The 13,356-nt window shown below is 41.2% G+C and carries 11 protein-coding genes; 5 read left to right on the plus strand and 6 right to left on the minus strand.

Going from position 1 to position 13,356, the window contains the following annotated elements:
• Nucleotides 1-103 precede the first annotated feature (103 nt).
• The 3 genes from JMX91_RS00880 to xthA all read right to left on the minus strand — a co-directional run bounded on the left by JMX91_RS00880 (nucleotide 104) and on the right by xthA (nucleotide 3,106).
• Nucleotides 104-502 carry a DUF4377 domain-containing protein gene (locus tag JMX91_RS00880; RefSeq protein WP_101204449.1) on the minus strand — a complete coding sequence of 133 codons (399 nt, stop codon included), beginning with the start codon at nucleotides 500-502 and terminating at the stop codon, nucleotides 104-106.
• Between the two features lie 364 nt (nucleotides 503-866).
• Nucleotides 867-2,090: a bifunctional glutamate N-acetyltransferase/amino-acid acetyltransferase ArgJ gene (argJ, locus tag JMX91_RS00885; protein ID WP_201547271.1), complete on the minus strand. Its 1,224-nt coding sequence runs from the start codon at nucleotides 2,088-2,090 to the stop codon at nucleotides 867-869.
• A gap of 191 nt (nucleotides 2,091-2,281) precedes the next feature.
• A complete protein-coding gene (gene xthA, locus JMX91_RS00890) occupies nucleotides 2,282-3,106 on the minus strand; it encodes an exodeoxyribonuclease III (protein WP_102092872.1) in 825 nt (274 codons plus the stop codon).
• Between the two features lie 214 nt (nucleotides 3,107-3,320).
• Between xthA and JMX91_RS00895 the strand changes: the two genes are divergently transcribed.
• From JMX91_RS00895 to JMX91_RS00915, 5 genes are all read left to right on the plus strand, one after another.
• A complete protein-coding gene (locus JMX91_RS00895) occupies nucleotides 3,321-3,899 on the plus strand; it encodes a thioesterase family protein (RefSeq protein ID WP_413786757.1) in 579 nt (192 codons plus the stop codon).
• A 6-nt stretch (nucleotides 3,900-3,905) separates the two neighbouring features.
• A complete protein-coding gene (locus tag JMX91_RS00900) occupies nucleotides 3,906-4,742 on the plus strand; it encodes an ATP-binding cassette domain-containing protein (RefSeq protein ID WP_201547273.1) in 837 nt (278 codons plus the stop codon).
• Nucleotides 4,743-4,889: 147 nt separating this feature from the next.
• Nucleotides 4,890-5,666 (plus strand): ABC transporter permease, encoded by a 777-nt coding sequence (locus JMX91_RS00905; RefSeq protein WP_227679195.1) that lies wholly within the window; start codon nucleotides 4,890-4,892, stop codon nucleotides 5,664-5,666.
• 461 nt (nucleotides 5,667-6,127) lie between these two features.
• A complete protein-coding gene (locus JMX91_RS00910) occupies nucleotides 6,128-7,825 on the plus strand; it encodes an AMP-binding protein (protein ID WP_201547276.1) in 1,698 nt (565 codons plus the stop codon).
• Between the two features lie 639 nt (nucleotides 7,826-8,464).
• Nucleotides 8,465-10,165 carry an AMP-binding protein gene (locus tag JMX91_RS00915; RefSeq protein ID WP_201547277.1) on the plus strand — a complete coding sequence of 567 codons (1,701 nt, stop codon included), beginning with the start codon at nucleotides 8,465-8,467 and terminating at the stop codon, nucleotides 10,163-10,165.
• 91 nt (nucleotides 10,166-10,256) lie between these two features.
• Here JMX91_RS00915 and JMX91_RS00920 read toward each other — a convergent pair whose 3' ends face one another.
• The 3 genes from JMX91_RS00920 to JMX91_RS00930 form a co-directional block, all read right to left on the minus strand.
• Nucleotides 10,257-11,126, minus strand: a complete 870-nt coding sequence (locus JMX91_RS00920) for an SDR family oxidoreductase (protein ID WP_201547279.1) — start codon at nucleotides 11,124-11,126, stop codon at nucleotides 10,257-10,259.
• 123 nt (nucleotides 11,127-11,249) lie between these two features.
• Nucleotides 11,250-12,014: a histidine phosphatase family protein gene (locus JMX91_RS00925; protein ID WP_201547281.1), complete on the minus strand. Its 765-nt coding sequence runs from the start codon at nucleotides 12,012-12,014 to the stop codon at nucleotides 11,250-11,252.
• Between the two features lie 47 nt (nucleotides 12,015-12,061).
• Nucleotides 12,062-13,306, minus strand: coding sequence for a phosphotransferase family protein (locus JMX91_RS00930; protein WP_201547283.1), 1,245 nt, complete (start codon nucleotides 13,304-13,306; stop codon nucleotides 12,062-12,064).
• Nucleotides 13,307-13,356: the final 50 nt, after the last annotated feature.

Genomic DNA, 13,356 nt, shown 5'->3' on the forward strand with positions numbered 1-13,356 from the left:
CTGATAATAGAAACAACAAAAAGGCCTCTAACGAATTAGAGGCCTTTTTGTCATGTATAACTGCTTTTATAACTGGTTTATCGTCTATATATTGCTATCAATATTATTCAGCAGTTTTTGATACCACTTCATTTAGAATCCAAACTGGCTGCACTACATTTGAGCCTTCTGCGGTTACTGCTTCTTGGCGTACATCTAGCACATAACGATAGTTCGGCTCATAGGTAAAGCCTTGAATATTACCGTTTAGCGTGGTGTAGTTTTTCTGATAGGTCTGACGATACTGCAAGCACTGTGATTCAACCATGCTGCCATCAGTAGCAGTCAAGTCACATACTGCTTTACGCGGTGCAATTTCCACTTCAAAGCTTGGAATATTAACTACTTTTACATTCATAGGTTGTCCTTCAACAACCATCGTGCGCTCATCATCCATACTCATCGTAGAGCAACCAGAAAGGGCAAAAGTTGTCATCAATGCTGCAAGTGCTAATTTCTTCATTATTCAATCCTCAGATAATTGTTATTAATTCTTTATTAATAGTTTAGTTACTGGCTTAACTACTAACTTATGGTTGCTTAGATAAAATTATTATTTTGAACACCTTATCTTGCTTTGCTACAAGCTAATTTCGATACAAGCTAATAAGGCTGTTTGCTTCTTACTGAAACCAGTATAGGTCGCTAGTCGTCCTACCTTCTATGACTACTTTGTAAATTAACGTCAGCTTTTGCAACTGATGTTAATGAAGCGTATTGAATAGCAGAGTTATTTGCTACTGAGCAGAAATTTGACATTAAAAAGCCAAAACAAATATTGTTCTGGCTCTTATACAACTACGCAAATTCTGTTTTATGGAGAAGTACTAGCTACGATAATCAGCGTTTATTTTGACGTAATCGTATGACAAATCGCAGGTATATACGGTATCGCTAGCATCGCCACGTGCAAGGTCGATATGAATGGTAATCTCAGGTCGGCTCATGACTGTTTTGCCCGCATCTTCTGTATAGTCAGGTGCAATACCGCCATTTTGGCAAATCATTACCTCGTCTAGATACACATCGACTTGCTCTGTGTCTAGATCTTCGATACCAGCATAGCCCACTGCTGCTAATATGCGACCCCAGTTAGCATCACTAGCAAAGAATGCCGTTTTTACTAAAGGTGAATGTGCGACTGCATAAGCCACATCGCAGCATTCTTGCGTGGTTTGACCGCCAGTCACCTTGACCGTCATGAATTTAGTAGCGCCTTCGCCATCACGCACGATCAGTTGTGCCAGACGGACAAACACATCAGCCAATGCATCGAACACAGGCTGATAATGTGGATGCTCTGGACTATCAATCACCTCTGAGCTAGCAGCACCTGTTGCGATTAATACACAACAGTCATTGGTTGAGGTATCACCATCGACAGTAATGCGGTTGAAAGACTGCTCATTGATAGCGCTTAGCATCTCCTGTAATAAGTCAGCAGCGATATTAGCATCTGTCGCCACATAGCCTAGCATAGTTGCCATATTCGGGCGTATCATTCCTGAGCCTTTAGACATACCAGTGATATGATAGCTAGTACCTGCTACATCAATTTTTTGGCTGGCCAATTTAGGAATAGTATCTGTCGTGCGAATGCCATTAGCAGCGGCTAGCCAGCTATCAGACGCTAGGTTAGCCAATGCATTATCCAGACCTGCGATGACCGCATCACTATTTAGCGGCTCACCAATCACGCCGGTAGAGAATGGCAATATCGCATTGGTATCTATACCAGCCTTTTCAGCCAACGCTGTACAGATATCAAGGGCACGGCGCTTACCATCAGCACCCGTACCTGCATTTGCGTTACCAGTATTGGTGACTAAATAGCGCGGACTAACCTTAGCAAAGTGCTCACGCAATACTCGCACTGGCGCGGCACAAAAGGTGTTTTTAGTGGTGACAACTGCAGTAGTAGCTTTGTCAGATATTTCGATAACTACTAGATCATCGCGGTCCTTATAACGGACACCTGCCGCTGTGGCACTGAGTTTGATACCATCGATAGGATAGATAACGTCAGGTACTGATACATTTCCAACAGCCATAATAAAATCCTTATTTTTCAATTTTTATCGTTATTTACGGAATACTAAGTGATAAACACTACAGTCAGTTCAAGACAGTTTAGATATAAGGAGAGCTAACTCCAGTATTATAACCAGCAGACTGAACAAGCTGAGCGCCGTCTCTAATTGACATGAGATTGACTACATATAAGTATCACGGTATATAAGTATTACGGTTTCTTTAGATCAAATGCTGACCAAATCGGTGCATGGTCAGAGGGTTTTTCCATAGCACGTAGCTCATAACTGATACCAGCATCAATACATTTATCGATTAAGTCTGAGGTACATAGGATATGATCAATACGTAACCCGCGCTTAGGTTCATCGTTGAAGCCGCGACTGCGATAATCAAACCAGCTGTATAACTCGGTGCTCTCTGGATAATGCAGACGGTAAGTATCTGTCAGCTCACGTGACATCAATGCTGAATACCATTCGCGCTCTTCTGGCAGAAATGAGGTTTTTCTGTTTTTCAACCAACGCTTGGCATTAACTTCACCAATACCAATATCGATATCTTCTGGTGCAATATTCATATCACCCATGACGATAATCGAACGACCTTCCGCTTTTAGCGTATCAATATAAGTCATCAAATTGGCATAATAAGCACGCTTCATAGGAAATTTAGTCGGGTGATCTTGGCTCTCTCCTTGCGGAAAGTAACCATTGAGCACATCCACTTCACGACCTTCAAACTCATAACGTGCATGGATAAAGCGCTTTTGGGCTTCTTCATCTTCGCCAGGGAAGCCTTTTTGTACGAATACAGGTGCAGCTTTGGATAATAGTGCAACGCCGTAATGCCCTTTTTGTCCAAAGTACTCGACGTGGTAGCCCAGTCCTTCGATATCGCTAAGCGGAAATTGATCATCATGAACCTTGGTTTCTTGTAGGCCCATGACATCAGGATCGATTACCTCGCGCACCGCCTCGAGCTGATGCTGACGTGCACGGATACCATTGATGTTAAAACTGACAAAACGGGTCATAAACTGTCCTATACTGATTGGTTAGAATATAGCGCTCTATAAATGGGTGAAATATAAACGACTATGATAACAAATGTAAGCGGTTCTAGCGGTTGCATGGCCTGATATCTTGAGCTAGAGTAACTCTATTATAAGCACTATCTATTATTGGTCTATCTGAAACACTTTTATTCAACAATACTTATTAAAAATATCGAGCATCACTATGACAACAATGAAGCAAAAAAATACGACATCAGCCATGAATGAGGACACCAAACCATTATTTGCTAAAGATTATAACGTCTATATTAACCATACTGATGCTGGCGGTATAGTCTATCACGCCAATCATTTGGTGTTTTTTGAAAACTGCCGACGCGACTGGTTTACTGAGCTTGGCTTAAATGGCTATTTTTTGCAGACTGACAGTGGTGAAGTACAGCATTTTGTCGTGAGTCAGGCGAACTTGCAATACAAAAGAGCCATTCTATTAGATGAGGTAATTAGCGTACGTATTGATAAAGTGGAGCTAAAACCTGCCAGCATCATATTTTACCAAAGTATATATCGCAATCTACCAAATCATGGCTCTACTGAAACAGATGATAGCCAGCTACTAAGCAGTACCAAAATCGTCATTGCCTGCGTACAAAACCTCGTCAAACCAGAGCCAATGAGTAATGATGAAATAGGCAGCGATAAACAAGATACTGCAGCGACAACCCCACCAATGCGTCCTATTCGTGTACCAAAAAAGCTGCGCGTTACGATCGAACAGGCTATCGACGAGCAAGTGCATGGTCAGCAGTAGAGCGCTATGAGCATAGATACGGGTAGAGTGTTGCTTGAATTTGATAACCTATGGGTACATAACCAACGGACGATAAATGCTCAAAGCATTAAAAATAGCAAAGAAGCACTGAAAAAACCTTCTATGCCGTCTAGCATTTATCAAAAATGGACAAGCAAGCTAACCGCAAACGCTTCACTGGATAAAGAGCCATCAATTCATGATCGAACGCTAATAAGCGGTGCGAGCGGTACGCTATTGTCAGGGCAAGTCACTGTTTTGACAGGAGCGTCTGGTAGCGGTAAATCAGTACTATTGCGAATATTAGCAGGATTATTGCCAATGAGCAGCGGTACTGTTCGTTTGCACGATGACACGTCGAGTAATGTTTATCACGATATGCATGAGACTGCACCTGTACTGTGGCGCAAGCAAGTTGCCCTACTCGCTCAGCACCCACAGTTGTTAGACGGCAGTGTCCTTGAAAACTTACAAATGCCTTATCAATTGCATGCTCACCAGTCGCAGACTTTTGATAGAGACTGGCATGTTGCTCAGCTTGAACATTTAGATAGAAGTGCGGATTTTCTGCAACAAGACGCCAAGCATTTATCTGGTGGCGAGCGCCAACTGGTCAATACATTGCGTCTATTGCAGCTTAGTCCAAAAGTTCTATTACTAGACGAGCCAACCGCCGCTTTGGACATTGACACTTCAGCACAGCTAGTCAACTTACTTATCAACTGGTTGCACACAGATGCACAGCGTACACTCTTATGGGTGACTCACGACACAAAAGATATTATGCCTTTGGCAAATAGACACTGGCACATGCAAGCCAGTGTACTCACTACAGACTTTTAAAGAACTTTTATTCAGAAATATTTAATCAAATGAGTAAGTCGTCGTATAGTTGCTCGGACAATTTAGCACGTTAATAACATCAACCCTAACCTTGTATTATTACCATAATTACTTCCTAAATAAGCTCATATGAGTGGTACGAATGATATGCAAATTTTTCTCACTTATGGTGATATCGCTCTTGCTAGCAGTTTAATTATTATCGTATTACTCATCTCTTGGCGCTTACGTTTAAAGCTCAGCAAGACCCTTTTGATAGCGGCATTTCGTACGATTATACAGCTGAGCTTTATTGGGCTGATACTGGCGTGGATTTTTGCACGTGAACAATGGTATGAAGTGCTACTTATCTTAACGGTCATGACTTTAATTGCAGGAAGTGCCGCCAAAAATCGCGTTAAACGCAGTTATAAGGGGTTATTGACAGATACGTTATTGGCAGTCGGTATCTCAGCAGTACTAGTAACGGCGATTGCGATTATAGCGATTTTGAATGTTGAGCCTTGGTATACACCGCAATTCATTATTCCTATATTGGGTCTGATATTAGGGAACTCTCTGACTGCCATTTCGTTAACGAGCAATCAACTGATTGAATCCTTTCATGAGCAATCTGAACGTATCGAGATGATGCTCAGTCTATCTGCTAAGCCATTCGAAGCCGTCCATGAGCAGATAAAAGCAGCTATCACTAATGGCATGACCCCAACTTTAAACTCTATGCTAGTCGTCGGTATTGTTAGTTTACCAGGCATGATGACGGGTCAAATTCTAGCGGGCGCCGATCCCACTCAAGCCGTACGCTATCAAATAGTCACTATGTTCCTGATATGTGTCAGCAGTACACTTGGCTGCACCATCAGTGCATTACTTATTTATCGACGTTTCTTTAATAAAAAAGATCAATTCATTTTACCGCAATAATTTTAGCATCTACATTCCTTTGTGCTTCATCAGCTCATCAATATTAATTATCTAATCCTTCTTTTGTCAGCTAACAAAGTCAATACATTCTTATAAGTTAATATATAGACTGATCAGTATCGCTTCCTGTTATTGTTTTAGATTAAATTCATGCTAATGTATTGCTCAAATGTATCGTTTTTTTGATACTTTATTGGTAAGCAGCAGATAAATATTTTTAGAACGAGCATTATTTTTATTACTGAACTTTTTATTTATTTGTTCTATTTGATGCTTTATATAAATATTTATTAAATAAAATGCTGTGACAACAGCAAAAAAACTAACTATTAATCAATAGACAGGGATGCTATTGAATACGGTAGATACCACTTAAATAAGTAGTGGTTTGTACCATTGTTAGATTGACAACTACCTTTTCAAAATACTTTAGCCTATATCAAATCGCAAGGATGCTAACTATGATATCGAACAAACCTTGGCTTTCTCAATATCCAGCCGGTGTGCCAAAAACCATTAATCCCGATAGATATAGTAGCATCATGGAGCTATACGAAGAATGCTTCGATCGCTTCCGTGGACATCCAATGAGCATTTGTATGGGAGTGACTCATACTTATGGTGATATTGATAATGCTTCAATGGCAGTCGCTGCTTGGCTACAGAATCAAGGCTTGCCAAAAGGTAGTGTCGTCGCTCTCATGATGCCAAACGTTCCACAGTATCTGCCCACCATGATTGGAATACTACGTGCAGGCTACGTTTGTACCCCTGTTAACCCACTATATACTGGCCGAGAATTACGCCATCAGCTTAACGACTCAGGTGCCCAGGCAATCTTTGTGGTTGATAACTTTGCCCAAGCGCTTGAGCAAGTTATTGAAGAAACGGCTATCAAACGTGTAATCCTATCGAAGATGGGCGATATGATGGGTTTGAAAGGTATTTTGGTCAATACAATTATTCGTCAGGTCAAACGCTTAGTACCCAAATACAACCTTAACGATCCTAAGTACCATGTCACTAAGTTTCCTGAAGTATTGAAAAAAGGTAAAAACCTACCTTTTCAGCAACCAAAAATGTCTTTGGATCAAAAAGCATTTTTACAATATACAGGCGGTACCACAGGCCTTTCGAAAGGCGCTATTTTGTCACAGCGTAATATCGTAGCAGCAGCGATGCAATCAGAAGCATGGACTCGCCCTATCACATCAGAAATTAACGAAGTATATATCAATATGGTGATGGCACTGCCGTTGTATCATATCTTCGCATTCATGCTTAGCCTACTTGGTATGCGCTCAGGCTATACTTTTATACTAGTACCTAATCCACGTGATATTCCTGGATTTGTTAAAACCTTATCAAAACAACCATTCCATATTTTCCCTGCGGTTAATACCCTCTTTAAAGGACTGCTCGATAATCCAAACTTTAAAGATTTGGACTTTAGCTCTTTGCGTATCTCACAAGCTGGTGGTATGGCGGCTACTGAGCAAACTGCGAATCGCTGGTTAGAAGTGACGGGCTGCGCGATGATCGAAGGTTGGGGTATGACAGAAGGCGTTGCAGTTGGCACCGCCAACGTTATTACCAATCGTGAGTTTAACGGTACTATCGGTGTACCCGCTCCTGGCGTAGATGTCATTATTATCGATGAAGACGGCAGGCATGTAGATCTAAACGAAGGGGGCGAGCTATGTATTAAAGGCCCTAACGTAACCTCTGGATATCTGAATAGAGACAGTAGTGCTGACTTTACTAGTGATGGTTATTTCCGTACTGGTGATATCGTCAGCATGAATGATCAAGGCTACATCAAATTATTAGATCGCAAAAAAGACATGATCTTGGTTTCAGGATTCAACGTATTTCCAAACGAAATTGAGTCCGTGATGCTTGATTGTGATGGTATTCTTGACTGCGCGGTAATTGGCATTCCTGATAGTCATCAAGGTGAAGCGGTCAAAATATACGTAGTACCTGAAGACAATAACGTTACCAAAGAAGTGATTACAGACTTTGCGTTAGACAATCTAACGGGTTATAAGTGTCCACGCCACATCGAGTTTGTGAGCGACCTACCAAAAAGTAATGTCGGTAAAGTACTGCGTCAAAAATTGCGTGAAAAACACAATGCAGACTACCCTCAAGTATAAATAGAGACAATTTTTAAAAAATTCTAAAAACATGAATTTATTTTTAATAAAGGCATCTTACAGTAATTGTAAGATGCCCTTTTGTATATTTATTTTCTGTCATTCAACTATAAAATTTCTCTATTATAATTACTACAAATCTACTTTTATATCCAATTATATGACATTTTTTGAATAAATTTCATGTTAATTACTTGATAAGAAAGTAAATTATTTGTCTAGGTATTTTCTGATTATTCAACATATATTATTTCATTTATCAAATTTAACTGTAAACTATCAAGTTCTTGTATAAGAATAACAGGCACGGTTGTAGTTATGTTAATGTATTGCCAAAATGTGTCACTATACTTTCTGTTATTTTGATCTTATATAATTATGACTCATATCGATTGATTAGCAGCATTACTAGTAGCTATTTTCATTACCAAAACATTAATTGGTTTTTAACCTGATGAGCTATTTATGCTCTGTGGTTAAATCAAACTTTATAAGGGCCTCGTATTTTAGCAGTATGTGAATATATAGGATAACACTCGACAATTTCTTGCTAACGGAACAGCGATTTAAATTGTTGACATGGATGTGACTACTTTTTTATAGAGCCTTAATTTATTTTAATATTTAAGGACGCTAATCATGACTGTAGATAAACCTTGGCTTGCTCAATACCCAGAAAACGTACCTAAGACGATTAATCCGGATCAGTATGAAAGCCTCATAGAGTTATATGAAGAGTGTTTTAACCGCTTTCGTATGCATCCGATGTCTATCTGTATGGGTGTTACGCATACTTATGGTGATGTTGATAACGCTTCACTGGCAGTAGCAGCATGGTTACAGGCTCAAGGTTTACCTAAAGGTAGCGTAGTGGCTCTGATGATGCCGAACGTTCCACAATACCTACCGACTATGATTGGTATTCTGCGCGCAGGTTACGTTTGTACTCCAGTAAACCCGCTATATACAGGCCGTGAGCTGCGTCATCAATTGAATGACTCGGGCGCTCAGGTTATCTTTGTTGTTGACAACTTTGCCCAAGCGCTTGAGCAAGTTATTGAAGAGACCAATATCAAACGTATCGTACTATCGAAAATGGGCGATATGATGGGTTTAAAAGGTATTTTGGTCAATACGGTTATCCGTCAGGTCAAACGCTTGGTTCCAAAATACAACTTAAATGATCCTAAGTACAATGTCACTAAATTCCCTGAAGTATTAAAAAAGGGAAAAAACCTACCGTTTCAAGCACCAAAGACTACCATACAACAAAAAGCGATTTTGCAATATACAGGTGGTACGACTGGATTATCTAAAGGTGCTGTCCTAACACAACGTAATGTCGTTGCTGCTGCTATGCAATCAGAGGCATGGTATCGCCCTGTGACTTCCGGTATCAACGAGGTATATATCAATATGGTTATGGCCTTACCGCTGTATCATATTTTTGCCTTTATGCTGAGTTTGCTCGGTATGCGTTCAGGTTATACCTTTATCCTAGTACCTAATCCACGCGATATGTCAGGGTTTGTCAAAACCTTATCAAAACAACCGTTCCACATCTTTCCTGCGGTCAACACTCTATTTAAAGGGCTACTTGACCAACCAAACTTTAAAGATTTGGACTTTAGCTCGTTACGTATCACTCAGGCTGGTGGTATGGCTGCTACTGAGCAAACCGCAGCACGTTGGTTAGAAGTGACTGGCTGCCCCATGGTTGAAGGTTGGGGTATGACTGAAGGCGTGGCTGGTGGTACTGCCAACGTTATCACTGACCGCAAGTTCAACGGTACTATTGGTATACCTGTACCGAGTGTCGATATTATCGTGGTTGACGAAAACGGTGAGCGTGTTGGCATGCATCAATCAGGCGAGATGTGTATCAAAGGTCCAAACGTTATGTCAGGATACTTTAATAAAGACAATAGCAATGACTTTACTCGCGATGGCTACTTCCGCACTGGTGATATCGTTAGCATGGATGAGAAAGGCTACTTTACTCTACTAGATCGTAAGAAAGACATGATCTTAGTTTCAGGCTTCAATGTATTTCCGAATGAAATCGAATCTGTCATGCTTGATTGTGATGGTATCGTCGATTGCGCCGTGATTGGCATTCCTGATGAAAATCAAGGTGAGGCGGTTAAAATTTATATCGTACCTGCCGATAACAATGTCACTAAAGAAGTTATCAAAGAATTCGCACTGGAAAATTTGACTGGTTATAAATGTCCACGCCATATTGAGTTTGTCAGCGAACTACCAAAGAGTAATGTTGGTAAAGTACTACGTCAAAAATTGCGTGAACAGCATATGTCAAATAACCCTCAAACGTTGTAATACTTGCCCTGCTATTTAGAGTAAATAAAAGAAGAAGCCTACTATTATTGTAGTGGGCTTCTTCTTTTCTACCTTAGGAAAACCAATTTGATTAACTTAGTTTATTCATTACTTGTAATGGCAAGTGCTTCATCGCGTGACTGACCATGGACCAAGGTAGGCTCGGCACACAGGCTTCATCTATGCCCGCTTCGATAGCCGCGACAATGGCTTTAGTACCAGTATCTGTATCGACTTCAAATGGTAATGGCTTAGAGCCTTCGTTGATTTCGGTGCGAATATAACCTGGGTAAATCGTAGAAACTTTAATAGGTAAATTGGTCAGAAGCATATCAGCACGAATACCTTCTGCTAAGTGAGCCAAACCAGCTTTACTTGCCCCATAGGTCGTCAGATGCCTAGGCAATCCACGCATGGCTGACATGCTAGATATCACGACCAAATGCCCATTGTTCTGAGCACGGAAGATATTCATAGCGGCTTCACACTGTGCCAGTGCTGCTACAAAATTGACATCAGCAGTGCGACGGTTGGTTTCAAAATGCCCTTTACCAATGCGGCGACTATCACCAATGCCAGCATTGACCACTACTCGCTCAATGCTACCAAAGTCATCTGCAAAAGCATCAAACACTTGAAAAACCGCATCATAATCATTCACATCTAGTGCTTGGTATTCGACTCGGATATCAGGATACTTGTCCATCATCTCCGACTTTAAATGCTCTAAACGATCAGTGCGACGCGCACATATGGCCAAGTTGTAGCCAAGGCTAGCAAACAGTCTGGCCATACCTTCACCCAGACCTGAACTGGCACCTGTGATAAGCACCGTTTTACCGCTGCCTACTTGCTGCTTACTCAAGCCTTTTAGATAACTTGCAGGCCGAACCGCGCCTACTATCTGGTTTTTGCTATGGCGCGCACTTTTAGCAACCAATTTTATTAATTTATTTTGCATGTACAGTCCTTTGTATATCGATATTGCACAGAATCAAATTGGTAACTTTTTAGTATAAACGTCGATAAGGCTTATACTTTAAGCAGATATGACACTATATTAACCGTAAAATTACGCGCAAAATTATCGCCATGTCACAAACGGTTTACCATCAGAGAATAAATGACTGTATTCATTTAAAGACAATAAGCGAGAACTTTGATTTTTTAAAGTAATAGAGGTCACACCCGTATTAACCAAGCTTTTATTCAGCTGATAAGCGGTCTGACTGCCTTGTCGCAATAACTGGGCAGTGATTGCAGCGATGACGCCGCCTGAAGTGAATACGAGTACGGTGCTGTCCTGATCTAAGCTCATGCTTGCTACTTTCGTACGTACTTGTTCAAGGGCTTGCTGTGCACGATTATTAAACTGTGGCCAGCTTTCAAGATAGTCTTGATCATTGTCACCAGCATGCCAGCGCTGCATCGCTTGATCAAATAGCTCAGCCAGTCGTGTGGCTGGCGATTCTGCTTTGGCAATTTCAGCTGAGATGTCAGATCGATTGCCCGATGCCGATGCTGACTTAACGAACACGTCTTTATGATTAAATTCATCAAATTGCGGCAGAATATAACTATCAGGCTGATCAAAGTTAATTGCGGGCGCAACAGCTGTGCCATCGCTATTATTGGCATGTACAGACGATTGGTAACGCTCCCAAAAATGACGTGCTGAGTCTTGCTGCCGAACCAACCTACCAGTAAATATGGCATCAATACGGCGCTGCGTAGCTGCATAGTGCTGACCTAACATTTGTGCCTGAACAGTGCCTAGTTCTGAGAGTTGATCATAGTTTTCTTGTCCAAAAGACGCTTGGCCATGACGTGCTAAAAGTATGGTTGTCATAAATTATTACCTTTTATCATATTTGCAAAGTACGGTTTACTGAATGCTTACGCTTCAGGAGAGTCAGGTGCTTTTGCAAAATAACCTTTTGGTAAAATACTTTTGACAACTTTTTGAACAGGGCTTGGTAACTGCTCAATAGCAGCAGCATCTACGCCTATGTCTTCTAAATGCGGCTGCACATGCGCATTGAATAAGGCTTCGCCTTCATATTGCGCAATCAGTTTCAAACATTTAGCATGCATGACATGTATAACGAGCCAAGCGTTTTTGAACGCTGGATTGGTGGTTTGCTTATGATAATAACGATAGTAGATTTGCTGAATGATACCTGAGAGGCGGAACAAACCAAACACTTCATAAAAAGTCCAATTATCTATCTCTAAACCTGACTGTTTTAGATAATATTCAACCACTTCATCACGCGTCATCATGCCATCTAAATGTGTTGGCTGACGACGGAACTGCTGCATGATGATATTGTCATCTTCTTCAATCCAGTAAGCCAACGCACTACCTAAGTCCATCAATGGATCGCCAAGGGTTGCCATCTCCCAGTCGAGTACGCCAATAACTTTGGTCGGCTCCTCTGCATCAAGTATGACATTGTCAAAGCGCCAATCATTATGAATGATACAAGTTTTGCTATCGGCAGGTGTGTGTTTAGCAAGCCATTGTCTAACCAGTGCAAAGCTCGGTACATTAGGTGTCTTTGCTTTGACATAACGTTTGTCCCAGCCACTAATTTGACGTTCACAGTAACCTTCACCGCGGCCCAAATTAACCAAATCAGGATGCTCGGTATAGTCTATCTGATGTAGCTCTACCAAAGCGTCTAATACATTGGTGCAAAGCAGACGCGTTTGCTCAGGATTTAGATCGATACCTTCTGGTAATTCTGCACGAGGAATAATACCTTCCATCCGCTCCATCACATAAAAGTCAGCGCCGATAACAGCTTCATCCGTACATAGCGCAATCATCTCAGGTACATAAGGATAAGCACCTTTTAATGCTTTTTGAACGGTGTACTCACGCACCATGTCATGGGCAGATTTTGCCTTGGTACCTTTTGGTGGACGACGTAATATGAGGTCTTGGTTTTTATCTTCACCCTCATACTGTAGTCGATACGTCCAGTTTGATGCGCCGCCTGAGAACTGAGTGACCGTAGGCTCGCCTACCACGTCGACGCCTTGACCGCGAAGCCATTCACTGACTGCTTTGGCATCAAGCTCTTCACCTTCGCGTACGGCACCGCCTTTGTCTAGTACTTTATTATCAGTTGCCATGAGACATTCCTTATCATGTGGTCATTTATTTTTATAACAGATATGCGAGC

The sequence above is a fragment of the Psychrobacter sp. Pi2-1 genome (assembly GCF_904846645.1).
GTDB lineage: Bacteria > Pseudomonadota > Gammaproteobacteria > Pseudomonadales > Moraxellaceae > Psychrobacter.

What these genes read in the sequence shown, in the direction of transcription:
- JMX91_RS00915 (WP_201547277.1), top strand. Translation starts at nt 8,465, where the DNA reads ATGACTGTAGATAAACCTTGGCTTGCTCAATACCCAGAAAACGTACCT.
- JMX91_RS00920 (WP_201547279.1), bottom strand. Translation starts at nt 11,126, where the DNA reads ATGCAAAATAAATTAATAAAATTGGTTGCTAAAAGTGCGCGCCATAGC.
- JMX91_RS00905 (WP_227679195.1), top strand. Translation starts at nt 4,890, where the DNA reads ATGCAAATTTTTCTCACTTATGGTGATATCGCTCTTGCTAGCAGTTTA.
- JMX91_RS00930 (WP_201547283.1), bottom strand. Translation starts at nt 13,306, where the DNA reads ATGGCAACTGATAATAAAGTACTAGACAAAGGCGGTGCCGTACGCGAA.
- JMX91_RS00900 (WP_201547273.1), top strand. Translation starts at nt 3,906, where the DNA reads ATGAGCATAGATACGGGTAGAGTGTTGCTTGAATTTGATAACCTATGG.
- xthA (WP_102092872.1), bottom strand. Translation starts at nt 3,106, where the DNA reads ATGACCCGTTTTGTCAGTTTTAACATCAATGGTATCCGTGCACGTCAG.
- JMX91_RS00910 (WP_201547276.1), top strand. Translation starts at nt 6,128, where the DNA reads ATGATATCGAACAAACCTTGGCTTTCTCAATATCCAGCCGGTGTGCCA.
- JMX91_RS00925 (WP_201547281.1), bottom strand. Translation starts at nt 12,014, where the DNA reads ATGACAACCATACTTTTAGCACGTCATGGCCAAGCGTCTTTTGGACAA.
- JMX91_RS00895 (WP_413786757.1), top strand. Translation starts at nt 3,321, where the DNA reads ATGAAGCAAAAAAATACGACATCAGCCATGAATGAGGACACCAAACCA.
- JMX91_RS00880 (WP_101204449.1), bottom strand. Translation starts at nt 502, where the DNA reads ATGAAGAAATTAGCACTTGCAGCATTGATGACAACTTTTGCCCTTTCT.
- argJ (WP_201547271.1), bottom strand. Translation starts at nt 2,090, where the DNA reads ATGGCTGTTGGAAATGTATCAGTACCTGACGTTATCTATCCTATCGAT.